The organism is Ideonella sp., from assembly GCF_041287625.1.
Taxonomy (GTDB): domain Bacteria; phylum Pseudomonadota; class Gammaproteobacteria; order Burkholderiales; family Burkholderiaceae_C; genus Ideonella.
This window is the reverse complement of record NZ_JBGGNH010000039.1, coordinates 78449-104389: the sequence shown is the minus strand read 5'-3', so window position 1 is coordinate 104389 and position 25941 is coordinate 78449. Positions and strand designations below refer to the sequence as shown.

Genomic DNA, 25941 nt, shown 5'->3' with positions numbered 1-25941 from the left:
GGGCCTAGCTGAACAGCCGCCGTGCAGCCGCGCTGCCGGCTTCCAGTTCGCGTGCGGCCAGCGCTTCGTAGAGCCGGCCAAGCTCCAGGCCGATGGCGGCAAAGGCGTGCAGCGTGATGGGCGTGCCGCGGTCGTCGACCAGGGTTGCGTCCAGGTCCTCGGCGAGGCGGCGGGCGCAGTCCTGCCAGGCGGCAAACGGTTCGGCAGACGCTGGGGTTTGCGGCACGTCCAGCGTCAGCGTCACTTCCCGCAAAGCAGCCTGGCCTGGGTCTTCGGACAGGGCGACCTGCGAGTCGAAGGACAGCACCAGCACTGGCGGCGCGCCGTCCTCTGCAGCAGGCAGCACCTGGCGGCCGGCGACGGCGCCGGGCACAAAGCCGTGGCGGCCGGTGCATTGCTGCAGGTAACCGACCGACCAGGCAACCGAGTTGGCGCGCAGCACAGCACCCAGTTGCGCGTCGTGCTGGCTGGCGAAGCTGTCCAGCTCGCGGGCGCGGGCGACCACGTCCAGCATGTCCGGGAAATCCGGGTTGGCGCTCAGCGCGTCGGCAAAGGCCTGCAGCTTCTGCACGAACTCGGAGTATTCGATCTCGTTCAACGGGCCGTGGCGGTTGGCCATCTGCAAGCCCGCCTGGAACTCGCCGTAGCGCTGGCCAGGCCGTGGCAGTTCCCATTCACCGGTCTCGGCATTCAGGCCTTCGATGTGGAAAGGCTTGGCGCCGGCGCGGCGGCTGGGCGGCAGGTGCTGCAGCGCCAGGTCGCCGGTGACGGGTGCATCAGGCCGCACGGTGGCGATCGCGTCGATCAAGGCGTCAATGCGTGCGCTGCGGCGGCTCAGCGAAGCGGCGCGCAGCGCCTCCGGCAGCGGCGCCACGCCGGGCACGCCGACAGGATCCAGGTCCTGGCCGACATTGCTGGTGGCATTGCTCAACCCGCTCAGCGTGGGTTCCTGGCGCTCACCGTTGGCCGCCGTGGGCGCGTCGGGCAGGCTTTGGCGCGGTGCGCTGCGTCGCGCGGCCCAGGCGCCCTGCACCACCACCGCGAGCAGAACAATGCCCGCCAGAATCGCCAGTCCGGTCGTCAAAGTCATGCCGCTTCCACCATGCCGATCGCGGCTTCCATGTCCACGGCGACGATGCGCGAGACGCCTTGTTCCTGCATCGTGACCCCGATCAGCTGTTCGGCCATTTCCATTGCAATCTTGTTGTGCGAGATGAACAGGAACTGCGTGCCCTTGGACATTTCGGCGACCAGGTTCGCGTAGCGTTCGGTGTTGGCGTCGTCCAGCGGCGCGTCCACCTCGTCAAGCAGGCAGAAAGGCGCCGGGTTCAGCAGGAAGATCGCGAACACCAGCGCGATGGCGGTCAGCGCTTTCTCGCCACCCGAGAGCAGGTGAATGGTCGAGTTTTTCTTGCCCGGCGGCTGCGCCATGACCTGCACGCCAGCGTCCAGCACTTCGTCGCCCACCATCGTCAGCTTGGCCTGGCCGCCGCCGAACAGCGTCGGGAACATGCGGCCGAAGCCTTCATTGACCTGGTTGAAGGTGGTCATCAGCAGGTCGCGGGTTTCGAGGTCGATCTTGTGGATCGCGTCTTCCAGCGTGTTGATGGCGTCCGTCAGGTCGGCGTTCTGCGAGTCCAGGAAGGTCTTGCGCTCGCGCGCCGCGGCCAGTTCGTCCAGCGCCGCCAGGTTGACGGCGCCCAGCGCGGCAATCTCGCGGTTGATGCGGTCGATCTCGCCCTGCAGGCCCCAGAGCTTGACCTGGCCTTCTTCGATGGAAGCGGCCAGCGCTGCGAGGTCGACCTCGGCAGCCGTCAGCTGTTCCATGTACTGCGCGCCGCCCAGCTGGGCTGCCTGCGATTCCAGCTGCAGCCGGGTGATGGCCTCGCGCAGCGGCTCCATGCCGCGCTCCAGCGTCAGTCGCTGCTCGTCGGCCTGGCGCAGTTGCATCGACAGTTCGTCGTAACCGCTGCGCGCCGCGCCCAGCGCCTGTTCCTTCTCCAGCTTGACGGCCAGCGCTTCCTGCAGCCCGGCCTGGGCCGCGGCGTCATTGAAGCTGACCAGCTCGCTTTGCAGTTGCTCTTCGGCCTGCACATTGGCCTGGATCTGCTGCGCCGCGGTTTCGATGGCCCGCTGCAGTTCGCCGCGGCGGGCGGCCAGCGCGCGGGCCTGGAACTGCGCCTCCTGTGCCTGACGCTCCAGCGCGCGCAGCTGTTCGCGTGCGCCGCTGAGCTTGCGCTCGGCGGCAATCACCGCGTCTTCCAGCTCGGCGTGGCGCTCCTGGGTGTTGGCCAGGTCCATGTCCAGCTCTTCGAAGCGGGCCTCGCCGGTCATGCGGCGATCGGCCAACTCTTCCATCTGGCCGTCGATCTCGCCCAGCTCTTCTTCGAGTTGGCCGCGGCGCGAGTTCGCAGCCTGGGCCTGCTGGTTCAACTGCATCAGCTGGACTTGCAGCTGGTGCGCACGCGTCTGCGCCTCGGCGGCTTCGCGGCGGGCCGCGGCCAGGCGCGAGGCCGCTTCGGTGTACTGCGCTTCCTGGCGGATCAGCGCGGTGCGCGAGTCGTCGGCCAGCAGGGCTTGCACGCGGCTGCTGCGTTCCAGGTTTTCGATTTCCTGCGCCCGGGCCAGCATGCCGGCCTGTTCGGAATCGGGCGCGTAGAAGGCCACCGCGAACTGCGAGACCGCATGGCCTTCGCGGGTCATGATGACCTCGCCGTACGTCAGCTGCGCGCGCTGGGCCAGCGCGGCTTCCACGGTGTCTGCCGTGTACACGCCTTCCAGCCAGTCATTCAACAACGCTGTCAGGCCGGCATCGTTGAGCTTCAACAGGTCGGCCAGGCGTGGCAGAGTCCTGTGACTGTCAGCGTGCCCACTGGCGGGTGGGGAATAGAAAGCCAGCTTGGCCGGCGGCGCGTCGCTCGCAAACGCGCGCACCGTGTCCAGCCTGCCGACCTGCAGCGCGCTCAGCCGCTCGCGCAGCGCCGCTTCCAGCGCCACTTCCCAGCCTTGCTCGATGTGTACCTTGGTCCACAGGCCCGGCAAGCCGTCCAGCCCGTGCTTGGCCAGCCAGGGCTTGAGCTTGCCTTCGGTCTGCACCTTCTCCTGCAGCGCGCGCAGCGCTTCCAGGCGGGCGCTCAGCTCGGCGTGTTTGGCAGCCTCGCGGTTGACCAGCGCCTGCTGCTCGCGGCGCTGCTCGTCCAGAAGAGGTACCTGTTCACCCAGATCGTGCAGGCGGGCTTCGGCTTCGGCGTTGGCCTCGTCGGCCATCGCGCTGTCTTCGCGCAATGCAGCCAGCTTGTCGGCGTCCGGTGCAGCCAGGCCCTGGCGCTCGGTGGCCAGGCGCTCGCGGCGGGTGCGCAAGGCGCGGGTCTGTTCCTCGATGTTGCGGCTCTCGGCTGCCAGCACCTGGATCTGCTGCTGCACCTGCGCCACCCGGCCGCGTTGCTCGTTGGCCCGCGCCTGCGCTGCCCGCACGGCCTCTTCCTGCTGCGGGCCGCTGCCGGCTTCTTCCTCGGCTTGCGCGGCCAGGATCTCGGCCTGCTCCTCGGCCGCGGCAATCTGCTCGGCAATGGTTTCCTGTTCGGCGACCGCATCGTCCCGGCGCTGGGCCCACTGCTGGTTCTGGCTTTCCAGGTCGGCCAAGCGTGCCTGCGCGCGCTGCCGGCCCTCGACCACGTAGCGGATGCGCTCTTCGAGCCGGCTCACTTCCAGCGAAGCCTGCGCAAGGTCGCCCTGCTTGGCATGCAGCGCGTCGGAGGCTTCGTAGTGCGACTGGCGCACCACTTCCAGCTGCGCTTCCACGTGGCGCAGGTCGGCCAGCTTGGCTTCCAGCGCGTTGGTTGCGTCCAGCGTGGCCAGCTTCAGGCGGTCTTCCTCGGCGGCCGCGTCGCGGTGCTTCAGGAACCACAGCTGGTGCAGCTTCAGCGTGCCGCTTTTCTGCAGGCCGTGGAAACGCGTGGCCACCTCGGCTTGGCGCTCCAACTTGTCGAGGTTGGCATTCAGCTCGCGCAGGATGTCGTCGACCCGGGTCAGGTTCTCGCGCGTGTCGCGCAGCCGCAGCTCGGTCTCGCGGCGGCGCTCCTTGTACTTCGAGACACCGGCGGCCTCTTCGAGGAAGAGCCGCAGCTCTTCGGGGCGCGACTCGATGATGCGGCTGATCGTGCCCTGGCCGATGATGGCGTAGGCGCGCGGGCCCAGGCCCGTCCCGAGGAACACATCCTGCACGTCGCGGCGACGCACGGCCTGGTTGTTGATGAAGTAGCTGCTGGTGCCGTCCCGCGTCAGCACGCGCTTGACGGCGATCTCGGCGTACTGGTTCCACGAGCCACCGGCACGGCCGTCTTCATTGCTGAACACCAGTTCCACGCTGGCGCGACTGGCCGGCTTGCGGTTGCCCGAGCCGTTGAAGATCACGTCCTGCATGGACTCGCCACGCAGCTCGCTGGCCTTGGATTCGCCCAGCACCCAGCGCACCGCATCCATGATGTTGGACTTGCCGCAACCATTCGGCCCGACCACGCCCACGCGCTGGCCCGGCAGCTGGAAGGTGGTGGGCTCGGCGAAGGATTTGAAGCCTGACAGCTTGATCTGGTTGAGCCGCATGAAATGGGGCGTGACACGCAGTCCCACGCCGGCACCGCGGCAAGGCATTCGAATACCCGTCGCGACGCTGTGGACTGCGCCTTAAGTCGTTGATTTACTTGGAATTTTAGGTCGCCATTCGGTGACCTGACTGGCCGGGATGATAGCATCGCACCCCTTCTTCCCGGGTTGGTGCAGCAGCCCGTGGCCCCATTGTTTGCCTGACTGTGCGCCGCGTGGCGCCGGCAGGCGTCCATTTGCATTTGCCATGGCCCGCTCTTCCGCCCCTTCAGCCGAAAAATCCGTCGAAAAATCTGCCCAGAAATCCGCCAAGTCCGCTGGCAAGCCTGTGAAGGCCGTCAAGGTCCCCAAGGAGGCTGCGCAAGAGCGCCCGATGCCGCCGAACCCGCCGACCGCGCCTTCGAAGGAACTGCACGTGTTCCCGAACCCGGCGGCCGAGCGGGACTACGTGATCCAGTTCCAGATTCCCGAGTTCACCTGCCACTGCCCGCTGACCGGCCAGCCGGACTTCGCGCACTTCACCATCGACATGGTCTGCGACGAACTCTGCATCGAGCTGAAGAGCCTGAAGATGTACATGTGGAGCTTCCGCCACGAAGGCGCGTTCCACGAGAAGGTCACCAACGACATCCTGAGCAAGATCGTCGGCGTGACCCAACCGCGCTACGCCCGCATCACCGCGCGCTGGTACGTGCGAGGCGGCATCTACACCAATGTGGTGGCCGAGCACCGCGCCAAGGGCTGGAAGAACGACGCCATCGTGCCGGCCCCGCAACTGCCCCAGGCCACCGGCCTGCGCTGACACCTTGCCGCAGCTCACGCCTCAACCGCCAGTCTCGCCCGAACCGCGACCCACGCCTCGCCTGATCGACGTCATGGGAACCCTCGCCGTCCGTCCGCCCTACCAGAAGTACGACGTGACGGTGAAGCGCAGCCCGATCGACGGCTTCGGCGTGTTTGCGGCGGAGGCGGTGCCGCGCTGGCACAAGATCGGCGAGGTGCGCGGCGAAAGCATCAGCATCGCCGAGGCGCGGCGCCGCGCGGCCACGCTCAAGCGCATCATGATCGTCGAGGTGTCGGACAAGACCGCCATCGACCTGGCCCAGTCCAGCGACCCGATGCGCTTCACCAACCACAGCTGCCAGCCCAACGGCCAGCTGCGCATCATTGCCGGCCGCATCGAGTTCTATGCGCTGCGCGAGATCGAGGTGGGTGAAGAGATCACCGTGAATTACGGCGAGACGCACCACGAAGGCCGGCTCGTCTGCCAGTGCGGCGCGCCGGGCTGCGTGGGCAAGCTCTAAGACGGGCCGGGCCGGCCAAGCCCCGCCGGCAGCCGGTTCGCCGAGCCAGGACACAAGCACGCATGCAGCGCACCGGCGTCCATCGGCTTTCCCATGTGGGCGTCCATGCCAGATTCCTGCCCAGCTGCCAATGCATGGCCGCATGGCCGGCAGCGCTCGCCGATAATCCGGCGATGAATCCGCTGCTTGGCCGCCTGCACGCCTACCCCTTCGAGCGCCTGAATGCGCTCTCGAAGGACATCGTTCCGAACCCCGCCCTGCGCCACATCAGCCTGGGCCTGGGCGAGCCCAAGCACCCGGCGCCGGCGCTGGTGGAAAAGGCGCTGTGCAGCAACCTGGCCGGCCTGTCGAACTACCCCGCCACCGCGGGCGAGCCGGCATTGCGAGAAGCCATTGCCGGCTGGATCGACCGCCGCTACGGCGTGCAACTGGACGCCAGGACGCAGATCCTGCCGGTCAACGGCTCGCGCGAGGCGCTGTTCTCGCTGGCGCAGACCGTGGTCGACCCCACCGCAGCCGACGCGGTGGTCGTCTGCCCGAATCCGTTCTATCAAATCTACGAAGGCGCCGCGCTGCTGGCCGGCGCCCGCACTGCGTTTGTCAACAGCAACCCGGCACGCAATTTCGCCTGCGACTGGGACCAGATCGACGACGCGACCTGGGCCCGGACCCAGTTGGTCTATGCCTGCTCGCCGTGCAACCCGACCGGCGCGGTGATGCCGCTGGCCGAATGGCAGCAGTTGTTCGAGCTGAGCGACCGTTTCGGCTTTGTCATCGCCAGCGACGAGTGCTACTCCGAGATCTATTTCCGCGAAGACGCGCCGCTGGGCGCGCTGGCGGCCGCCAAGGCGCTGGGCCGGGACGACTTCCGCAACCTGGTCGTGCTGTCCAGCCTGTCCAAGCGCAGCAACGTGCCCGGCATGCGCTCGGGTTTCGTCGCCGGGGACGCCAAGGTGATGAAGGCCTTCCTGCTCTACCGCACCTACCACGGCAGCGCGATGAGCAAGGTGATCCAGGCCGCCAGCATCGCCGCCTGGAACGACGAGGCCCACGTGGAGGCCAACCGCGCCGCCTACCGGGCCAAGTTCGCCGCCGTCACGCCGCTGCTGTCCGAGGTGCTGGACGTGCGCCTGCCGGACGCCGGTTTCTACCTCTGGGCCGGCCTGCCGAAGCACTTGCATGGCGGCGACGACATTGCCTACAGCCTGGATCTGCTGGCTCAATACAATGTCGCGGTGCTGCCTGGCAGCTTGCTGGCCCGCGAAGCGCATGGCGTGAACCCCGGGGCTGGCCGAATCCGCATGGCGCTGGTGGCCGACACGGCCGAATGCGTAGCGGCCGCTGAACGCATCGTGGCCCATGCCCGCGGACTGTCCTGACCGAGGACACGCGCTGCTCTTCGCTCATCTTCCTTCGGCAATCGCCGCCGGCCCGCCATTCTCCTGAACCTTTCTCACCCATGACCACCGCCAACCTGCAAGCCACCATCGACGCCGCCTGGGAGCAGCGCACCGAGTTCAGCCCTGCCAGTGCGCCCGCCGAAGTGCGTGCCGCCGTGAAGCACACGATAGACGAGCTGAACGCCGGCCGCCTGCGCGTGGCCGAGCGCCAGGGCGTGGGCCAGTGGCAGGTCAACCAGTGGATCAAGAAGGCCGTGCTGCTGAGCTTCCGGCTGACCGACAACGCGGCGATGCGCTCGGGCGAGCTGACCTTCTTCGACAAGGTCGCCACCAAGTTCTCGGACCTGGACGACGCGGCCATTGCCGCCACCGGCGTGCGCGTGGTGCCGCCGGCCGTCGCCCGCCATGGCAGCTACATCGCCAAGGGCGCGATCCTGATGCCGTCGTACGTCAACATCGGCGCCTACGTGGACGAGGGCACGATGGTCGACACCTGGGCCACCGTCGGCTCCTGCGCGCAGATCGGCAAGCATGTGCACCTGTCCGGCGGCGTGGGCATTGGCGGCGTGCTGGAGCCGGTGCAGGCCAACCCGACCATCATCGAGGACAACTGCTTCATCGGCGCCCGCTCGGAAGTCGTCGAAGGCGTGATCGTCGAAGAGAACTCGGTGCTCGGCATGGGCGTGTACCTGGGCCAGAGCACCCCCATCTTCGACCGTGCCACCGGCGAGATCAGCTACGGCCGCGTGCCCAGTGGCTCGGTGGTTGTGAGCGGCAACCTGCCCAAGACGGCGGCCAACGGCGCGCCGTACAGCATGTACGCTGCGATCATCGTCAAGCGCGTGGACGCCCAGACCCGTTCGAAGACCAGCATCAACGAGCTGCTGCGCGACTGATGTCGCTGCCGGGCCGGGTTATCGTCCGGCCCGCGCCTTTCTTTCTCCCCTTCCGATCTTTTTCCGCGAAAGAGCTGTCCGATGAACATGCAACGTGTCCTGCAGTTGATGGCGGAAAAAGGCGCTTCCGACCTTTACCTCTCGGCCAATGCGCCGGTGCTGCTGAAGGTCAACGGCCAGTTGCTGCCGGTCACCGACCATGTGCTGCCGCCGCTGATGCCGCGCACCATGCTGTCCGAGGTGCTCTCGCCGGCGCAGATGGAGGAGCTGGACCGGGAAGGCGAGCTGAACATCGGCATCGGCGTGCCCAAGGTCGGCGGTTTCCGGCTGTCGGCCTTCAAGCAGCGCAACACCATCGCTGCGGTGGTGCGCTGCATTCCCATCAAGATCCCGGCGATCGACTCGCTGCACGTGCCGCCGGTGCTGTCCACGCTGGCGCTGGAAAAGCGCGGGCTGATCCTGATGGTCGGCGCCACCGGCACCGGCAAGAGCACCACCATGGCCTCGATGCTGGAGTGGCGCAACCAGCACCTCTCCGGCCACATCCTGACGATCGAAGACCCGATCGAGTTCCTCTTCAGCAACAAGCGCTCCATCGTCAACCAGCGCGAGGTCGGCCGCGACACGGCCACGCTGCACATCGGCCTGAAAAACGCACTGCGCCAGGCACCCGACTGCATCATGATCGGCGAGATCCGCGACCGCGAGACCATGACCGCGACGATCTCGTATGCGCTGTCCGGCCACTTGGTGATGGCCACGCTGCACGCCAACAACAGCTATCACGCGCTGGGCCGCATCCTGTCGTTCTACACGCCCGAATCCCGCGGCGCGCTGCTGGCCGACCTCGGCGCGGCCTTGAATGCCATCGTCTCGCAGCGGCTGCTGCGCTCGATGCAGGGCGGCCGCATCCCGGCGGTGGAGGTGCTGCAGAACTCCAAGCTGGTCTCGGAGATGATCGAGAAGGGCGACTTCCCCGGCGTCAAGGAAGCCATGGAGCGTTCGCTGGCCGATGGCTCGCAGACCTTCGAGCAGGACCTGGCGCGGCTGATCGGCGAAGGCCTGGTGTCGCGCGAAGAAGCGCTGGTGCATGCCGACTCGCCGACCAACCTGCTCTGGCGCCTGCAGAACGACAGCGCGCCGGTCTCGCGCGTGCCGCCGGTCAAGGTCGAGCCGGACACGCCTTCGTTCACCGAAATCACGCTGGACGTGGTGCAGGAGGCGCCGCGCACGCCCGGCATCAGCGCCCGCACCCGCTGAAGTTCTGCGGCAAGTGCCGCCCCTGTTGTTGCCTTGCCCACCGCACGCCGCGGTGGCCTGCGGTCCTTTTCGGCCCTGCCCTGTTGTTGCCCATGTCCGCCACCCTGCACCTGCTTGAAGACCTGATCGCCCGCCCGTCCGTGACGCCGGCCGACTTCGGCTGCCAGGGCGTGATCGCCCAGCGGCTGGCGGCCGCCGGCTTCAGCTGCGAGCCCATGCCTTTCGGCCCGGACAACTTCCGCGTCGACAACCTGTGGGCCGTGCATGACAGTGGCCGCCCGGGTCCGACCATGGTCTTCGCCGGCCACACCGACGTGGTGCCCGCCGGCCCGCTGAACCGCTGGAACAGCGACCCTTTTGTGCCCAGCTACCGCGACGGCAAGCTCTATGGCCGTGGCGCGGCCGACATGAAGACTTCGGTCGCCGCGATGGTCGTCGCCGCCGAGGAGTTCGTGAAGGCCCAGCCGGACCACGCCGGCCGCATCGCCTTCCTGTTGACCAGCGACGAAGAAGGTCCTTCGGTGGACGGTACGGTCAAGGTCATCGAGGCGCTGAAGGCCCGCGGCGAGGCGCTGGACTGCTGCATCGTCGGCGAGCCAACCTCGGTCGACACGCTGGGCGACATGATCAAGAACGGCCGCCGCGGCTCGCTGTCGGGCAAGCTCACGATCACCGGCGTGCAGGGCCACGTCGCCTACCCGCAACTGGCGCGCAACCCCATCCACCTGCTGGCGCCCGCGCTGGCCGAGCTGGCAGCGATGCACTGGGACGAAGGCAACGAATACTTCCCACCGACCACCTGGCAGGCCTCGAACCTGCACGCGGGCACCGGTGCGACCAATGTGATCCCAGGCGAAGCGGTGCTGGACTTCAACTTCCGCTTCTCCACCGCCTCCACGCCCGAAAGCCTGAAGGCCCGCGTGGCCCAGGCGCTGGACCGCCACGAATTGCAGTGGCGCATTGACTGGACACTCGGCGGCGAGCCTTTCCTCACGCCCGTCGGCAGCTTGGTCGGCGCGCTGGTGCAGGCCATCAAAGCCGAGACCGGCGTGGCCGCCACGCTGTCCACCACCGGCGGCACGTCCGACGGCCGCTTCATCGCCAGGGCCTGCGAACAGGTGGTCGAGTTCGGCCCGGTGAACGCCACCATCCACAAGGTCGACGAACACGTGCGTGTCGATGCCATCGAACCGCTGAAGAACATCTACCGCCGCACGCTGGAGCTGCTGCTGACATGACATTGGCCGAGCTGATCACCGCCGCCACCGCCCGCCTGACCGAGGCGGGCGTTTCGTTTGGGCATGGCACGACCAACGCGCATGACGAAGCCGCCTGGCTGGTGCTGTGGTCGCTGCATTTCCCGCTGGACAGCGACTACACCAGCGGCGACGTGACGGTGCCCGAGGCGGACGTGGCCAGGGCCATGGCGTTGATCGAGCAGCGCATCGCCACCCGCAAGCCCGCTGCCTATCTCACCGGCGAAGCCTGGCTGCAAGGCGTGCCGTTCACGGTGGACGAGCGCGTGATCGTGCCGCGCTCCTTGATCGCCGAATGCCTGGCCGACGCCAGCATCGACCCCTGGCTCACCGAGCAAACCCGCCACGTGCTGGACTTGTGCACCGGCAACGGCAGCCTGGCCGTGCTGGCCGCCATGGCCTGGCCCGAGGTCGAGGTCGTCGGTGCCGACCTTTCCGCCGACGCACTGGCCGTGGCCCGCGTCAACGTCGAACGCCATCACCTGCAGGACCGCATCTTGCTGGTCCAGGGTGACGGCCTGGCTGCCACCGGCGGCCGCGTGTTCGACCTCATCCTCTGCAACCCGCCCTATGTGAACAGCCAATCAATGGCCGCGCTGCCACCCGAATACCAGGCCGAGCCCGCGCTCGCGCTGGCCGGCGGCAGCGACGGCATGGACTTCATCCGCAGCCTGCTGCGCGACGCGCCCGCCCACCTCAGTGCCGAGGGCCTGCTGGTGCTGGAGATCGGCCATGAAAGGCCGCACTTCGAGGCCGCTTTCCCGCAACTCGCGCCCATCTGGCTCAGCACCAGTGCCGGCGACGACGATGTGCTGCTCCTGACCCGCGAGGCCCTGCTGATGCAGCCCGCCTCGCCTGCTGTTCCCCTTCCCCGAACATGATCACTCTTCGCAATGTGACGCTGCGCCGCGGCGTCAAGGTGGTGCTCGACAGCGCCACCGTCACCCTCAATCCTGGCGAGAAAATCGGCCTGGTCGGCCGCAACGGCGCCGGCAAGTCCAGCCTGTTCGCGCTGCTGGCCAACCGCCTGGGCGCCGATGCCGGCGACTTCGACATCCCCGCGCGCTGGCGCATGGGCGAGGTCGCCCAGCACATGCCCGAAACCGAAGACGCCGCCACCGACTTCGTGCTGCAGGGCGACATCCCGCTGATGGAAGCCGAAGCCGAACTGGCCGCCGCCGAAGCCGCGGACGACGGCGAGGCCATGGCCCACGCCTACCTGAAGCTGGAAGAAGCCAGCGCCTTCGACTCTCGCGCCCGCGCCCACACCCTGCTGATGGGCCTGGGCTTCCGGGTGGACCAGCTCGAAGCGCCGGTCAACAGCTTCTCCGGCGGCTGGCGCATGCGCCTGCAACTGGCGCGAGCGCTGATGTGCCCGTCGGACCTGATGCTGCTGGACGAGCCGACCAACCACTTGGACCTGGACGCCCTGGTCTGGCTGGAAGGCTGGCTCAAGCGTTACACCGGCACGCTGCTGATGATCAGCCATGACCGCGAATTCCTGGACGCGATCACCACCGTCACGCTGCACCTGGAAGACGCCAAGCTGACGCGCTACGGCGGCAACTACACCCGCTTCGAGGAAATGCGCGCCGAGCGCATGGAGCAGCAGGCCGCCGCCTATGGCAAGCAGCAGGAGCGTGTGGCCCACCTGCAGAAATTCATCGACCGCTTCAAGGCCAAGGCCAGCAAGGCCAAGCAGGCGCAAAGCCGCGTGAAGGCCCTGGAGCGCATGGAGAAGCTGGCGCCCGTGCTCACGTCAGCTGACTTCAGCTTCGAATTCCGCGAGCCGCTGAGCTTGCCGGACCCGATGCTGGCGATGAACGACGTCGTCTGTGGCTACATGGCCGCCAACGAGGACGGCTCGAACAAGGCCATCGTGCATGGCATCAACCGCACGGTACTGGCCGGCCAGCGCATTGGCGTGCTGGGCGCCAACGGCCAGGGCAAGTCCACCGTGGTGAAGACCATCGCCCATGCGCACCCGGCCCTGGCCGGCACCATGGTCGAAGGCAAGGGCCTGGCCATCGGCTACTTCGCGCAGCAGGAGATGGACTTGCTGCACAGCGACGACACACCGCTGCAGCACATGGTGCGCACCGCCAAGACCCTGGGCATCAACGCCCGCGAACAGGAACTGCGCGACTTCCTCGGCCAGTTCCGCTTTGTCGGCGAAATGGTGCACCAGCAGGTCGGCACGCTCTCCGGCGGCGAGAAGGCCCGCCTGGTACTGGGCACGCTGGTCTGGCAGCGCCCCAACCTGCTGCTGCTGGACGAACCGACCAACCACCTGGACCTGCAGACCCGTGAGGCGCTCTCGATGGCGCTCAACGAGTTCGAAGGCACGGTGATGCTGGTCAGCCACGACCGGGCGCTGCTGCGCGAAGTCTGCGACGAGTTCTGGATGGTCGCCGACGGCGTGGTCAAGCCCTTCGACGGCGACCTGGACGACTACCAGCGCTGGCTGCTCGAACGCAGCCGCGAGGCCCAGCGCGCGCTCAGCGGCAAGGCCGCGAAAGCGGAGAAAGCTGCCGCCACGCCCGCGCCTGCCGCCCCGGCACCCGCGCCTGCAGCCCCGGCGCCCAAGCCTGTCGCCGCACCCGCCCCGGCCAGCCGCGATGACCGCAAGAACGCCGCCCAGAACCGCGCCAAGCTGGCCGACCAGACCCGCCCGATGCGCAACGAGCTGTCCATGCTCGACAAGAAGCTCGAAAAGCTCAACGCCGAAAAAACCTCGCTCGAAACCCAGCTCGCCCAACCCGGCCTCGCCGGCCCCAAGATCGCCGACCTCGGCCGCCAGCTCAGCCACGCCCAGGCCGAGATCGCGATGGGCGAAGAACGCTGGCTGGAACTGACCGAGCAGATCGAGGCGATTCAAGGCGGGGGTTGATCGAACCCAGGCCCGCGAGTTGATCATTCACGGGCGGAATCGAGCGGCGGTACATTGGAGGCCAAGAATGCATCCCGTATCCTTCAGCGAAGTGATCGAGTTCTGGCAAGCCGCCGGCTCCAAACGCTGGTTCTCCAAGAGCAAGGCCTTTGATGCCGAGTTCAAGCAATGCTTTCTTGCGGCGCATGAAGCGGCCTTACGGGGTTACCTGATCGGCTGGTCATTGACGGCCGAAGGTACGTTGGCCCTGGTGTTGTTGCTTGACCAATTCCCGCGCAACGCTTTCCGTGACATGCCGCGTGCCTTCGAGACGGATGCGTTGGCGCGGGAGACGGCGGACCTGGCCATCGTGAAGGGGTTCGACCGGCAAGTGGGCGAGGTGCTGCGGCCGTTTTTCTACATGCCGTTCATGCACTCGGAGCACCTTGCGGACCAGCAGCACTGCGTGGCGCTGTGCGCCGGGGTGGATACGAGCACCCAGCGCGCCGCGGTGACGCACCGCGACATCATTGCCCGCTTCGGACGCTTTCCCCATCGCAATGCGGTGCTGGGTCGCGTGTCCACGCCCGAGGAAATCGCCTTCCTCGCGGACGGCGGTTTCAAGGGATGAGCTGGTTCACTCCGGGTTGAAGCGGAAGTCCAGCGAGGCTTGCTGGCCGGCGCGCAGGTCCACAGGCTTGGCTTCCTGCTTGCCTTTGAATGCGGTCTGCACCTGGTAGTGGCCGGGCGGCAGGTTGATCAGCAGCACCGGGCCGCTGAGTTTGCGGTCGAAGAAGACCTGGTCATTGGGGCCCACGATGCGGGTGCGGACGTCGGCCAGGAATTCGCCGGAAGGTGCTGCCGTCAGCACCTTCAGCGTAAAGCCGGCGCGTTCGTGCTCGATCTGGCCTTGCTCGTCCTGGCCGATGCCGCCCATCACGAAGGGCTGGCCCAGCGGGCCGGTGCCGCGGTCCAGTGCCAGGGCTTCGATGGCCGCCGCCGCCAGGCCCACGGCCAACAACACTTTGACTACGCCCATCCACTGGGCATGACTGGGGTGTTTCATCGCAGAAGCTCCTTTGCTGCAGCAACACGAACCTTCGCAGGCTGAGGTCGCGTTGTTCAGGGGCAATCGGCGGGCCGGGCTTGTGGCTTATTTGGCGCTGGCCATGGCCTCCGGCATGGCGGACGAATGATGGTGGGCGATCAGCCACTGGCCGTTCTCCCACTCATAGACGTAGGTGTAGCGCGCCTTCACCGACTGGCCGTCCTTGAACCGGAAGGTGTAGGTGCCGACGTCCTGCGCCACGTTGCAGCCGATCTTGATGAGGCGCTTGTCAATCGTGCCTTGTGGTTCCGATTTCAGGAACTTGACGAAATAGTCGCGAATCTCTGCCGGGCTGGTCCGCGGCTGATTGGACACGGTGGGCAGCAACACGCCGTCGGGAGCATAGTTGGCCACCACCTTGTCCGGATCCAGCGTGCGCAGCGAGGCGTTCCAGCGATCGAACAGGGCCGCCACCTGCTGTTCGCTGGTCGCCTGGCAGACGGCGCTCGTACCGGCGGTGCCCTGCGCCAGCGCAGGTGTGGACAAGCCCAGCGCCAGGCTGGCAGCCGCGAACAGGGGCGAGAGTGTTGGAAATTTCATGTCGTGACGTGCTCGAAGCAATGAGTTGAATGAAGTGACGCCCCGCCTGAGGGCCTTGCGTCACAAGAACTCATTCTTCGGGTGCTGGATGAACAGCAGCCACGGTGCGCCATGAACAGGCACTGACGTGAAGATGAACGGCAGGTGAACTGCGCGCCATCGCCTCGCCTGAGCTTTTTCAGCCGGGCTCGGCGTCCAGCTTGTAGCCAAAGCCTCGCACCGTCTTGAGCAGGGCCAGCGCGTGGCCTTCGTCGATCTTGCTGCGCAGGCGCCGCACGTACACGTCCACCACGTTGGTCAGCGGATCTTCATTGGTGCCCCAGACATTGGCCAGGATGCGCTCGCGGCTGTAGACCCTGCCGGGCGCGCTCATCAGCAACTCCAGAAATGCCAGCTCCTTGGCGGTCAGCACCACAGTCCGGCCAGCCCGGCTGACATGCATGCGCTCACGGTCAAGCTGCAGATCGGCCACCTGCAGTGTGGCGGCGCGCGGCCGCTGCTGCCGGCCCCGGCGCAGCAGGGCCTCGATGCGGGCCAGCAACTCCTCAAAGGCGAAGGGCTTGGTCAGGTAGTCGTCCGCGCCCAGGCGCAAGCCATTCACCTTGTCCTCGGTCTGGTTCATCGCGCTGAGCATCAGCACCGGGACCTGAAAGCCTTCGGCGCGCAGCGTCTGGCAAACCTCGATTCCGCTCATGCCCGGCAGCATCAGGTCCAGGATCAGCAGCGCCCTGTCATCGGCGCGGGCCAGCGCCAAGCCCTCCGGGCCGGTGCGGGCCAGCTGCACGGCATAGCCCTCGGCACGCAAGCCGCGCAGCAGGAAGTCGCCCACCCGCGCGTCGTCTTCCACCACCAGGATGTTCATGCCGGCAAGCCTTCGGACAGTGTTTGCGGCGCCCGCTGTGACAGCGGGAGCACCATGCGGACCTGGGTGCCGTGGTCAACCCGGCTGTCGATGTGGATGCTGCCCTGGTGGGCGGCGATGATGGTCTGGGCGATGGACAGCCCGATGCCCGTGCCGTCTGCCCGGTACGCCCGCGCGCGGCGACCGCGCGTGAAGCGCTCGAACACCAGCGGCAGCTCGTCGGCATCAATGCCAATGCCCTCGTCGCTCACCAGCAGCGCCACGTCCTGCGGCGAGACCTGCCAGCCCAGCCTCACTTCGCCACCGGGGCGCGAGTAGCGCACCGCGTTGTCCAGCACAATCATCACCGCCCGGCGCAGCCGCTCTGCATCCGCATGCACCGGCAGCTCGGTGGGCGGCGGGCCGTGCGGCGCATGGCCTGGCGCCAGCAGCACCCGCACGCCCTGCGGCTGGCCCAGGGCTTCGGCCTGCTCGACCACCTCGCCGAGCAAGACCAGCAGGTCCAGCTCGTGCGGCTGCATCACCAGCTGGTCCACCTCGGCCCTGGCGACCAGCATCAGGTCGTCGATCACGCCGGTCAGCTGACCCACGCCGCCCACGATGCGGGCCAGCGACTGCTTGTATTCCTCTGGCGGCTTGTCCTGGCCGCGCAAGGCGATCTCGGCTTCGCCGCGTATCGCCGTTGCGGGCGTGCGCAGTTCGTGCCCGAGATCGGCAAACAACTGGCGCCGCCGCTGGTCCACGCGCTGCAAGGCGTCATGCGCGACGCGCAGCTCCGCGGTGCGGTCCTGCACGGCGGCCTCCAGCCGGTGACGCGCCTCGTCGGCCGCCTTGCGATGCTGCTGCAGCTCGGCCGCCATCTGGTTGAAGCTCTCGGCCACCCGCTCGAATTCATCTCTCGAACCGATCGCCATGCGATGGCCCAGCTCGCCAGCCTGCAGCGCCTGGGTGCCGATCAGCAACTGGTCCAGCGGCTGCTTCAGGCGCCGGTTCAAATGCAGCGCCAATGCTGCCGCCACCGCCAGCATCGTCACCGCCATGCCAATGGCCTGCCGGCGCAAGGCATCCAGCCCGCGCTCGGTGGCGGCGCGGGCCTCCGGAACGACCACCCGCTGGCGTTCGATCGCGCCATTGACCAGCTCGCGCAGATCCCGCCCGCCCGCCATGTCGAACACCTCGTTGAGCTCATGCCACACCGCTGCAAAGTCGGCTCCGTGGTCCATCGGCGTCAAGCGCATCAGGCGCGACTGCACCGCCGTGATGTTCTGGTCCAGCAAATCGGTCACGGCCACCAGCTTGGGCACATCGGGCGGGATGGGGGTGTCTTCCCGGGCCGAGAATTCGATCCACAAGGCATGGTCGCGTCGCGCCAGGCCCTTGAGCTTGGCGGCGCTGGACTGGATGCGGGTCACGAGCTGGTCGCGCACCTCCACCGAAGCCTCCGCATTCATCAGGCGCTGCGAAGCCCAGACGCGCAGGCGCTGCTTGTTGGCCGAAAGCTCCAGCAGTTCCGACAGGATGTCGCTGGCCAGCCGGCTGTGCTGGGCGTAGTCATTGACGCGGTTCGCGCCCCAATAGACAAAGCCGGCCTGCACAAACACCAGCGCCACCAGCGCCGCGAATGCCAAGGAAAGACGGGTGCGAAACATGCAGCAATGTAGCCGGGCCGCTCGGCGCCGGCATGCGGCGCGTTGGTGGCCTCCTCGGCGAAGAAGGCGTCCGGGGCGGCGGGCCCGCACCGTGGCCCGCCGCCCGGCTGCCGCGCATCAAGCCGCGCGGTTCACCAAACCGGCCAGCAAGGCCTCGCGCTGGCGCACAAAGCTTTTTGCCTGGGCGTTCAACCAGGCCAGCACCAGGTCCGCACCAGGCAATGGCTCGCCACTGATGACGAACTGGTAACTCGCCGGTGAGCGCAGGGCGGGTCCTGCAGGCGTGCCGAAGGGGGCGACCAGGCGGCCGGTGGCAAGATCCTCCAGCACCAGCGCCGCCCGCCCCATGGCCACGCCCTGCCCGGCCAGCGCGGCGCCCACGGCCAGCTGCGAGAGGTTGAAATGGCGGCCTCCCTGCAGCCGGTCCAGGCCGAGACCTGCCGCGCTCAGCCAGCCCTGCCATTCCTCATGCGGGCCGGCCCCGTCCCAGGGCTGATCGTCGTGCAGCAGATGCTCGGGGCGCAGGTCGCCCGCCCCGCGCACTTCCGGGTGCGCCGCCAGCCAGGCCGGGCTGGCGACCGGCAGCAGCCACTCGTCCAGGAAGGCGGTGGCCTGCAGGTCGCTGTAGGCCGAGCCTGGGTCGTAGCGCACGGCTGCTGCCAGGCCCAGCTGTGCCATGCGCTGGCGATCCAGTCCCTGGAACTCGCTGATCACCCGCAGGTCCAGCGCCGCGTGCTGGCGGAAGAAGTCCCCCAGGCGGGGCGTGAGCCAGCCCATGGCGAACGAAGGCGAGCAGCTCAGCGCCAGCGCCGCGCCGGGCTCGGGTTTGCGCAGCTGCAGCAGGGCGGCTTCCAGCGCATCGAAGGACTCGCGCAGCACGGTGGCCAGGCGCAGCCCCTCGGGCGTCAAAAGCAGGGTCCGCGGGCTGCGCAGGAACAGCGGCCGCTGCAGCCACTGCTCCAACTGTTTGACCTGCTGGCTCACCGCGCCCTGGGTGATGCACAAGACTGAGGCAGCCTGGGTGAAGCTTTCGCACCGTGCTGCAGCATCGAAGCACCGCAACCAGGACAACAAGGACGGATTCAGCGTTGGACCCATGTTGCCATTGCTATTACTAATGAACGACCAAGTATAAGTGGCTTGCTCTCGCACACCGGGCCGGGCGAGCATGAGGCATGTCGATTGCACCCGCCTCCTCCGCCATTTCCCCATCCAGCACACTGCTTCCCTGGCAGTCCGGGCTGAACTGGGCAACGCTGCAAGCTGCGCACCCCCTGCTCTGGGCGCAGGACGCCACGCCCCCAGCCACGCCTGACAACGCACCACCGGGCGAGTCAGGCATTAGCGCCATGCAGGAGTCCCTGACTGCCCTGCAGGCGGCGTCGGCCCGGCTGACACGTTTTGCGCCGCTGTTGGCGCAGCTGTTTCCTGACGCCCTGGGGGCCAGCGGCGGGCTGATCGAGTCCCCGCTGCTGGCAGTGCCGGCGCTGCAGGCGGCGCTGGGCATGTCTGCCGAGGCGGGCACGCTGTTCGTGAAGGCCGACCACGCGCTGCCGGTGGCTGGCTCCATCAAGGCGCGCGGCGGCATTCATGAGGTGCTGGAACATGCCGAGGCGCTGGCGCTGCGCCATGGCCTGCTGCCGCAGCAGGATCTGGACCTGGCCGACTACCGTGTGCTGGCCTCGCCGGCGGCCCGCGCGCTGTTTGCCGCGCACCAGGTGGCCGTGGGCTCCACCGGCAACCTGGGCCTGGCCATCGGCGTGATGGCCGCTGCACTGGGCTTCAAGGCCACGGTGCACATGTCGGCCGATGCCAAGGAGTGGAAAAAAGCACGCCTGCGCCAGCGGGGCGTGCTGGTGGTGGAGCATGAAGGCGACTACGCCGAGGCAGTGGCCGCAGGGCGGCGCGCCGTGCAGGCCGACCCGCAGGGCCATTTTGTCGACGACGAACATTCGAGCTCGCTGTTCATGGGCTATGCAGTCGCCGCCGAGCGCCTGGCGGCCCAGTTGGAAAGCGCCGGCCGGACGGTGGACGCGGCGCATCCGCTCCTCGTCTACCTGCCCTGCGGCGTGGGCGGTGCACCAGGCGGCGTGGCCTGGGCGCTGCGCCAGCATTTCGGGGCGCATGTGCACTGCTTCTTTGCCGAGCCGGTGCAGTCACCCTGCTTCCTCCTGCAGTTGCTGGTGAACCATGCTGGCGCCCGGGCTGCGCTGCCGCCGCTGGCTGCGCTGGCAGCCAGCCCGCAGCCGCCCTCGGTCTATGACATCGGCCTGAGCAACCGGACCGAGGCCGACGGGCTGGCGGTGGCGCGGGCCTCGGAACTGGCCGGCGCGCTGGCCGGGCCAGGCCTGGCGGGCGCCTACACGGTGACCGACGACGACCTCTACCGCCTGCTGCACCACGCCGCCGTGAGCGAGGACCTGCGCCTGGAGCCTTCGGCCGCAGCCGGCCTGGCCGGCCCTGCGCGGCTGCTGCACAGCGAAGCCGGGCAAGCCTGGCTGGCACGCCGCGGCCTGCAGGCGCCGCAACTGGCAGTCGCCACCCACGTCGCCTGGACCACCGGCGGCCAGGCGGTGCCCGAGCCTGAACTCGCCTGCTTCCGCCATCGCGCGGCCGAGCTGGCCCGCACACCGGCCGACGACCCCGCCCTGCGACAAAGCCTGCCCTCCCCGCATCCCTGATCCCCAACCACTTGAGCGCCTCGACATGAACTCTTCCGCATTGCTGCCCCCGTCCATTGCCCGCCGCGCCCTGCTGGCTGGCCTTGCCCTTGCCGGCCTGACCCTGCCCGCGATTTCTGCGCTGGCCGCCGACGCGTATCCGAGCAAGCCCCTTCAATTGGTCGTGCCCTTCCCGCCGGGTGGCGCCACCGACGTGCTGGCCCGCCTGGTGGCCAAGGGCCTGGGAGACAAGCTCGGGCAGAGCATCGTGGTTGAAAACCGCGCCGGCGCCGGCACGGCCATTGGCGCCAGCTACGTGGCCAAGGCGCCGGCCGATGGCTACACCTTGTTGATCAGTTCCGGCACCACCTACACCGCCAATCCGGCCATCAACCCCAAGCTGGGCTATGACCCGCTCAAGAGCTTCGAGCAGTTGGGCATCGTCGGCCGCACCGGGCTGATCCTGCTGGCCAACCCGCAGGTCAAGGCCGACTCTCCCAAGAGCTTCGTCGCCCTGGTGCATCCGGCGCCCGGCAAGTTCGCCTGGGCCTCGTTTGGCAACGGCACCACCTCGCACTTCACCGGCGAGCTGCTGCAGCGCGCCACCGACACCCAGATGCTGCACGTGCCCTACAAGGGCAGCTCGCCGGCCATGATCGACCTGATCGCCGGCCAGGTGCAGTTCTCGGTGGACACGGTGGCGGCCGCACTGCCGCAGCTCAAGGCCGGCAAGGTCAAGGCCATTGGCGTGACCATGGCCAAGCGCTCGGCCCTGCTGCCCAATGTGCCCAGCTTCCAGGAGCAGGGCTATGCCATCGATGCCGACACCTGGCTGTCGGTCGCAGCGCCCCGCGGCCTGCCGGCTGCCGTGCGGGCCAAGCTGGAGAAGGCGCTGGCCGAACTGGCCGGGCTGCCCGAAGTGAAGGCGCAAATGGCGAGCGTGGGCTTCGAGGCCGGCTTCGTGCCGGGCGCCAAGGTCGAGCGCATCATCGAGGCGGACTTGCCGGTGATGCGGGCCACCGCGACCCGCGCGAACATCCGGATCGAATGAAGAAAGACAGCAAAGCCCATGTCCTCCTCCTCTCCGTCCTCACCCCAGGCCGAGCTGCTGGCGCTGTCTGCCGTGGAAATGCGCCGCCGCATCGGCGCCCGGCAGCTTTCTCCTGTTGAACTGCTGGATGCCTGCATTGCCCGCATCGAAGCGCTCAATCCTTTTGTCAACGCGGTCACCGCCACCTGCTTTGACCGCGCCCGCGCCGAGGCGCGCCAGGCCGAGGCAGCCGTCATGCGCGGCGAGCCGCTGGGCTTGCTGCACGGCCTGCCGCTGGGCGTGAAGGACCTGGAGGAAACGGCAGGCCTGCTGACCACCCACGGCTCGCCGCTGTACCGCGCCCATGTGCCGGCGGCAGACAACCTGCTGGTGGCCCGCCTGCGTGCGGCAGGCGCCATCGTCGCCGGCAAAACCAACGTGCCGGAGATGGGCGCCGGCGCCAACAGCTTCAACCCCGTCTGGGGCGCGACCGGCAACCCCTTCGACCCGCGCCTGAACGCCGGTGGCTCGTCCGGCGGCTCGGCCTGCGCGCTGGCGCTGGACCTGCTGCCGATGTGCACCGGCTCTGACACCGGCGGCTCGCTGCGCATTCCGGCTGCCAAGTGCGGCGTGGTGGGCTTCCGGCCCTCGCCCGGCCTGGTGCCCAGCGCGCGCCGGCCGCTGGGCTGGTCGCCCATCTCGGTCGTGGGGCCCATGGGCCGCAGCGTGGCGGATGCCTGCCTGCAACTCGCCGCCAGCGCCGGCATGGCCGCGGTGGACCCGCTCAGCCACGAGGTCGATGCCCAGAGTTTCCTGCGCCTGCCGGACCTGGACCTGGGCCGGCTTCGGGTGGGCTTCACCGAAGACTTCGGCCTGTGCGATGTGGACGAAGACATCCGCGCCACCTTCCGCGCCAAGGTCGCGGCCCTGGCGCCGCTGTTCAAGTCCTGCACCGAGCTGGACTTCAGCGGCAAGCATGCCATGGGCGACGCCCACCGCTGCTTCGACGTGCTGCGCGCCGAGGCCTTCGTGGCCGGCATGCGCGAAGCCTATGAACGCGACCCCGCCAACCTCGGCCCGAACCCGCGCAGCAACTACGAGATGGGCGCCCGCATGAGCCTGCTGGACGTGGCCTGGGCCCAAAGCGAACAGACCCGGCTGCTCAAGCGCTTCCAGCAGGTCTATGAAGAGGTGGACCTGCTGCTCTCGCCCGTCACACCCGTCTCGCCCTTCCCCTGGACCCAGCCGCATGCGGCCACGGTGCAGGGCCGCCCGCAGGCCAACTACTACCGCTGGCTGGCGCTGACCTACGTGACCACGCTGACCACCCATCCCGCCCTGAGCCTGCCCTGCGGCAGCGACGCGCAAGGCATGCCTTTCGGCTTGCAACTGGTGGGCCCGTTCCGAGGCGACCGCTTCACGCTGGCCGCCGCCCAGGCACTGGAAGACGCCTGCGCCCCCAACCCGCTGCTGAACCGCCCGCGCCCCGACCCCGCGCGGCTGGGCCCGGTCGAGCCCGCGCTGCGCTCCATCGTCACCGAGCCCCCGGTGCTGGACGCCGCGACGCTGGGCGTAGCGTCCAGCGCCAGCGCGGTCTGAAACCGGGCGGAAGGCGGCAGACGCTCAGCGCAGCTTCGCCCTGGCCAGCGTCAGCACGAAGCTGACGCCGCCGGACTCGCCCGGCTCGCCATTCCCGTTCTCCGCCCTCACCATGCCACCCATCTTGGCCAGGTAGGTGCGCACGACGAACAGGCCCTGGCCACGCTGGCCAGGCCTGTCGCTAGAACCTTCTTCCTGGCTGGACACGCCGTATTCGAAGATGCGTTCGAGTTGTTCCGTCGCAATCGGCGGGCCGTCGTTGTGGATGCGCAGCTCCGCGGAGTCGCCGTCCAATGCCAGCGTCAAGCTGATGGGCGTACCGGGCGGGCGATAGCGCTGCGCATTGCTGAGGATGTGGGTCACCGCGTCTTCCAGCGCGTAGGGATCTGCCTGCACCGGCACGGGCTGGCCCAGCGGCGTGTAGACGACGTGCTCGACACCCGCGTGCGGCGCATTGGCCGCCACCTCGGCGAGGAAGGCGTCCAGGTCCAGCGCGTCCAGCCCCAGCGTGGTGGCCTCGAAGGCTTCGCTGGGACTGGCCTGGCCGTACAGCACGCGCACCGCCTGCTGCATGCGCTGGATGTAGCGGTGGCTGGCGTCGTCCGGCCGCGGGTGCAGCACCATCAGCGACTGCAGCGGCGACATGATCTCGTGGCCCACCGCGTGCCACTGGTCCTTTTCCTGCTGGGCGCGGATGTGCTCGCGCCGCACGGCGTCGTTCACCCGCTGCATCAGCTCGGCCAGCGTGCCGGCCAGGAGGCCCAGCTCGTCGCTGCCACGCAGGCCGGACACGTCCAGCACCAGATCGCCCTCGCGCAGGCCTTGCGAGACTGCGGCGGCGCGCTTGGTCAGCAAGGTGATGCGCCGCATCATCGCCAGCTCGATCGCGGCCCAGGTCAGCACGATGGCCGCCAGCATTGCGCCGACATAGCCCGCCACGCGCGCCGCGACCAGGCTCAGCGCGCGGTTCACGCCGCGCAGGTCGCCGCTGAGTTGCAGCTCGTAGCGGCCGAGCGGCGTGGCAATGCTGTCGTCGATCTGGATGGGCCGGTCGTAGCCGTCCACCGGCAGCTGGCGGATCAGCCGGTCCAGCAGCGGCGAGGTGGCCTGGCTTTTGTCGACGCTGCCGGTGAGCGTGGCGATCTCGGCGCCTGCTGGCGCGCCGGCCTTGCGGATGCGCAGCGTCTCGCCCGGCAGCAGCAGCGGCGTCAGGTCGGCCAGCGAAAACGGCGGTGTGGCGTCGGGCTGGTCAGAGTCGAACAGGGGCTGCTGACTGCCACCGGCCAAGGCCTGCACGCGCACCTGCACGCGGTCCAGGTCAGGCGGCGGCCAGGCCAGGCGCTCGCGCTGGGCCATCAGCTCCTCGCGGAACAGCTCCACCGGCAGGCGCACCGAGAAGAAGGACAGCTGGCGGCAGCCGGGTGTGTCGGTGGCCGTCGGCAAGTCAGCTTCGCCAAGGCAGCGGGCGTCCTGCCACCACCAGCCGCGGAAGTCCCGCACCGGCCGCGTGCCGAGCTGGCCTTGTGCGTCTTCGGCAAAGCCTGCCAGCCGGCCACGCGTGGCCGGGCCGCCCTCTGCGCCGGCCTCCAGCGGCGCCAGCCATTGCGTGGTCTGCCCGCGCAGCGTCACGCTCACTTTCAGCCGGTGCGCCTGCGCCAGGTCGGCCGAACCGAGGCGGCGGGCGATCAGCGGGCCTTCGCTGCCGAAGCTGCCGACGGCATAGAGAAACGCACCGGCCATCGCGCTGTTGCCTACGGCCAGGCAGAGCTTCGCGCCATCGCCGTATTGCACCTGGCAGCCGGCCATCTCCACGGCCTGCTGCGCCTTCACGCGGTCGTCGAAGTCAATCGCAGCAAACGGCAGCACCAGCGGGCGCAGCGCGGCGCTGGCACTGCCGCCGCGGCTGCCGGGGTTCAGCAACGCCAGCTGGCCGGCCGGGTGGCGCAGCCGGGCGACGATCTGCGCCTGTGTCTTGGCCAGCCCGTCCTGGTAGGCCCGCCAGCCGCGCTGCTTCTCGTCCTGCAAGACGCCCAGCGCCAGTGCCAGCGTGGCCAGCGCCAGCAGCAGGAAGGCGCCGCGGAAGAAGACCCGCAGCCGCAGCGGGATGCGGATGCGGCCGGGCAGGCTGAGGATCTCGGCGGTCGGGAAGCGCAGGCCCGAAACCATGCTCAGCCGCCCCAGCGAAAGCCGCGCATCGGGATGTTGGCAATCGCGTCGAAGGCCGGGTCGATCTCGCGGAAGGCATCGCGGATGGTGCTCACGTGCTTGCGGATGTTGTCCCGGTTGCGCCCGCTTTTCACGACGAGGTAGAGGTCTTCGTAGCTGACCACTTCGCCCTGGCGCGCCACCAGCGCGGCCAGGATGCGCTGCGCAGTGAGCGGCAGGTTGATGCGCTGGCCGCGCCAGATGGCGCTGCCCTGGCGCAGCGGGTCCAGCTGCAGCTCCTGCGCGGGGGCGGCCAGGGCGACAGGGACGGCCGGGGCGCGGTCGCGCGTGGCCCGCAGGATGTCGAGGAAGGTCTCGATGAAGTCGGCCTCTTCGAAGGTGGTCTTCTGCAGGTAGTCCCAGGCGTCCAGCGCCTTCATGATGCTGCGGTAGATCGCAGCAGGCATGGCCGAGACCACCAGCACCGGCGTGCCGGCGTGCTGCTTGTTGATCGCGTTGATGATGGCCACGCCTGCATTGCGCTCGCGGCCCAGCTCGATGTCCAGCACCACCAGGTCATAGCGCTCGCGGGCCAGCGCGGCCTCGGCGTCGTCGCGGTTGAACCACTGGTCCACCACGATGCCCGGCCGCGCCGCTTCGATCCAGCCGCGCAGCTGCTGGCTGGTGGGCTGGTCGTCCTCGATCACTGCCACCCGCGATGGGTTTGCTGCACTGGCCATTGCGCTGGTTCCTCCTGCTGG

Annotated in this window: 21 protein-coding genes; 12 read left to right on the top strand and 9 right to left on the bottom strand. The window is 68.5% G+C overall.

Annotated elements, in window-relative coordinates; genetic code table 11:
- Positions 1-4 precede the first annotated feature (4 nt).
- A complete protein-coding gene (locus ACAH41_RS16200; protein ID WP_325649922.1) occupies positions 5-1090 on the bottom strand; it encodes a cell division protein ZipA C-terminal FtsZ-binding domain-containing protein in 1086 nt (361 codons plus the stop codon).
- Complete coding sequence (gene smc, locus ACAH41_RS16195) at positions 1087-4602, bottom strand: chromosome segregation protein SMC (protein WP_325650109.1); 3516 nt, start codon at positions 4600-4602, stop codon at positions 1087-1089. Before smc ends, ACAH41_RS16200 begins: the two co-directional genes overlap by 4 nt.
- Positions 4603-4975: 373 nt before the next feature.
- Here smc and queF point away from each other — a divergent pair, with 373 nt between their 5' ends.
- The 9 genes from queF to ACAH41_RS16150 all read left to right on the top strand — a co-directional run bounded on the left by queF (position 4976) and on the right by ACAH41_RS16150 (position 14218).
- Positions 4976-5404 carry a preQ(1) synthase gene (gene queF / locus ACAH41_RS16190; protein ID WP_325650111.1) on the top strand — a complete coding sequence of 143 codons (429 nt, stop codon included), beginning with the start codon at positions 4976-4978 and terminating at the stop codon, positions 5402-5404.
- A 73-nt stretch (positions 5405-5477) separates the two neighbouring features.
- Positions 5478-5906: an SET domain-containing protein gene (locus ACAH41_RS16185; RefSeq protein ID WP_325649924.1), complete on the top strand. Its 429-nt coding sequence runs from the start codon at positions 5478-5480 to the stop codon at positions 5904-5906.
- Positions 5907-6079: 173 nt separating this feature from the next.
- Positions 6080-7285 carry a succinyldiaminopimelate transaminase gene (gene dapC / locus ACAH41_RS16180; RefSeq protein ID WP_370538368.1) on the top strand — a complete coding sequence of 402 codons (1206 nt, stop codon included), beginning with the start codon at positions 6080-6082 and terminating at the stop codon, positions 7283-7285.
- 80 nt (positions 7286-7365) lie between these two features.
- Complete coding sequence (dapD, locus tag ACAH41_RS16175) at positions 7366-8202, top strand: 2,3,4,5-tetrahydropyridine-2,6-dicarboxylate N-succinyltransferase (protein WP_325649928.1); 837 nt, start codon at positions 7366-7368, stop codon at positions 8200-8202.
- Positions 8203-8283: 81 nt separating this feature from the next.
- A complete protein-coding gene (locus ACAH41_RS16170; protein WP_325649931.1) occupies positions 8284-9462 on the top strand; it encodes a PilT/PilU family type 4a pilus ATPase in 1179 nt (392 codons plus the stop codon).
- Positions 9463-9554: 92 nt separating this feature from the next.
- On the top strand, positions 9555-10700 hold the full coding sequence (gene dapE / locus ACAH41_RS16165; protein WP_325649933.1) for a succinyl-diaminopimelate desuccinylase: 1146 nt from the start codon (positions 9555-9557) through the stop codon (positions 10698-10700).
- A complete protein-coding gene (gene prmB / locus ACAH41_RS16160; protein WP_325649935.1) occupies positions 10697-11599 on the top strand; it encodes a 50S ribosomal protein L3 N(5)-glutamine methyltransferase in 903 nt (300 codons plus the stop codon). The genes dapE and prmB overlap by 4 nt, the downstream gene beginning before the upstream one ends.
- The gene (locus tag ACAH41_RS16155) at positions 11596-13608 is read left to right on the top strand and encodes an ATP-binding cassette domain-containing protein (protein WP_325649937.1); all 2013 of its coding nucleotides are present in this window, start codon (positions 11596-11598) and stop codon (positions 13606-13608) included. Before prmB ends, ACAH41_RS16155 begins: the two co-directional genes overlap by 4 nt.
- A gap of 67 nt (positions 13609-13675) precedes the next feature.
- Entirely contained in the window at positions 13676-14218 is a 543-nt protein-coding gene (locus ACAH41_RS16150) for a DUF924 family protein (protein ID WP_325650112.1), read from the top strand.
- 6 nt (positions 14219-14224) lie between these two features.
- Here the strand turns inward: ACAH41_RS16150 and ACAH41_RS16145 are convergent, their stop codons facing one another.
- The 5 genes from ACAH41_RS16145 to ACAH41_RS16125 all read right to left on the bottom strand — a co-directional run bounded on the left by ACAH41_RS16145 (position 14225) and on the right by ACAH41_RS16125 (position 18844).
- A complete protein-coding gene (locus ACAH41_RS16145) occupies positions 14225-14653 on the bottom strand; it encodes a carboxypeptidase-like regulatory domain-containing protein (RefSeq protein ID WP_325649938.1) in 429 nt (142 codons plus the stop codon).
- Between the two features lie 87 nt (positions 14654-14740).
- Entirely contained in the window at positions 14741-15235 is a 495-nt protein-coding gene (locus ACAH41_RS16140) for an SgcJ/EcaC family oxidoreductase (RefSeq protein WP_325649940.1), read from the bottom strand.
- Between the two features lie 178 nt (positions 15236-15413).
- Positions 15414-16097 carry a response regulator transcription factor gene (locus tag ACAH41_RS16135; protein WP_325649941.1) on the bottom strand — a complete coding sequence of 228 codons (684 nt, stop codon included), beginning with the start codon at positions 16095-16097 and terminating at the stop codon, positions 15414-15416.
- Complete coding sequence (locus tag ACAH41_RS16130) at positions 16094-17746, bottom strand: HAMP domain-containing sensor histidine kinase (RefSeq protein ID WP_325649943.1); 1653 nt, start codon at positions 17744-17746, stop codon at positions 16094-16096. Before ACAH41_RS16130 ends, ACAH41_RS16135 begins: the two co-directional genes overlap by 4 nt.
- Positions 17747-17863: 117 nt before the next feature.
- A complete protein-coding gene (locus ACAH41_RS16125; protein WP_325649945.1) occupies positions 17864-18844 on the bottom strand; it encodes a LysR family transcriptional regulator in 981 nt (326 codons plus the stop codon).
- A gap of 77 nt (positions 18845-18921) precedes the next feature.
- Between ACAH41_RS16125 and ACAH41_RS16120 the strand changes: the two genes are divergently transcribed.
- From ACAH41_RS16120 to ACAH41_RS16110, 3 genes are read left to right on the top strand one after another with little or no spacing between them, the layout of a single operon-like run.
- Positions 18922-20427, top strand: a complete 1506-nt coding sequence (locus ACAH41_RS16120) for a D-serine ammonia-lyase (RefSeq protein ID WP_370538367.1) — start codon at positions 18922-18924, stop codon at positions 20425-20427.
- Positions 20428-20452: 25 nt separating this feature from the next.
- Positions 20453-21457, top strand: coding sequence for a tripartite tricarboxylate transporter substrate binding protein (locus ACAH41_RS16115; protein WP_325649947.1), 1005 nt, complete (start codon positions 20453-20455; stop codon positions 21455-21457).
- An 18-nt stretch (positions 21458-21475) separates the two neighbouring features.
- Entirely contained in the window at positions 21476-23035 is a 1560-nt protein-coding gene (locus ACAH41_RS16110) for an amidase family protein (protein ID WP_325649949.1), read from the top strand.
- A 24-nt stretch (positions 23036-23059) separates the two neighbouring features.
- Here ACAH41_RS16110 and ACAH41_RS16105 read toward each other — a convergent pair whose 3' ends face one another.
- Positions 23060-25201 carry a HAMP domain-containing sensor histidine kinase gene (locus tag ACAH41_RS16105; RefSeq protein WP_325649951.1) on the bottom strand — a complete coding sequence of 714 codons (2142 nt, stop codon included), beginning with the start codon at positions 25199-25201 and terminating at the stop codon, positions 23060-23062.
- Between the two features lie 2 nt (positions 25202-25203).
- The gene (locus ACAH41_RS16100; RefSeq protein ID WP_325649952.1) at positions 25204-25920 is read right to left on the bottom strand and encodes a response regulator; all 717 of its coding nucleotides are present in this window, start codon (positions 25918-25920) and stop codon (positions 25204-25206) included.
- Between the last annotated feature and the right edge of the window lie 21 nt (positions 25921-25941).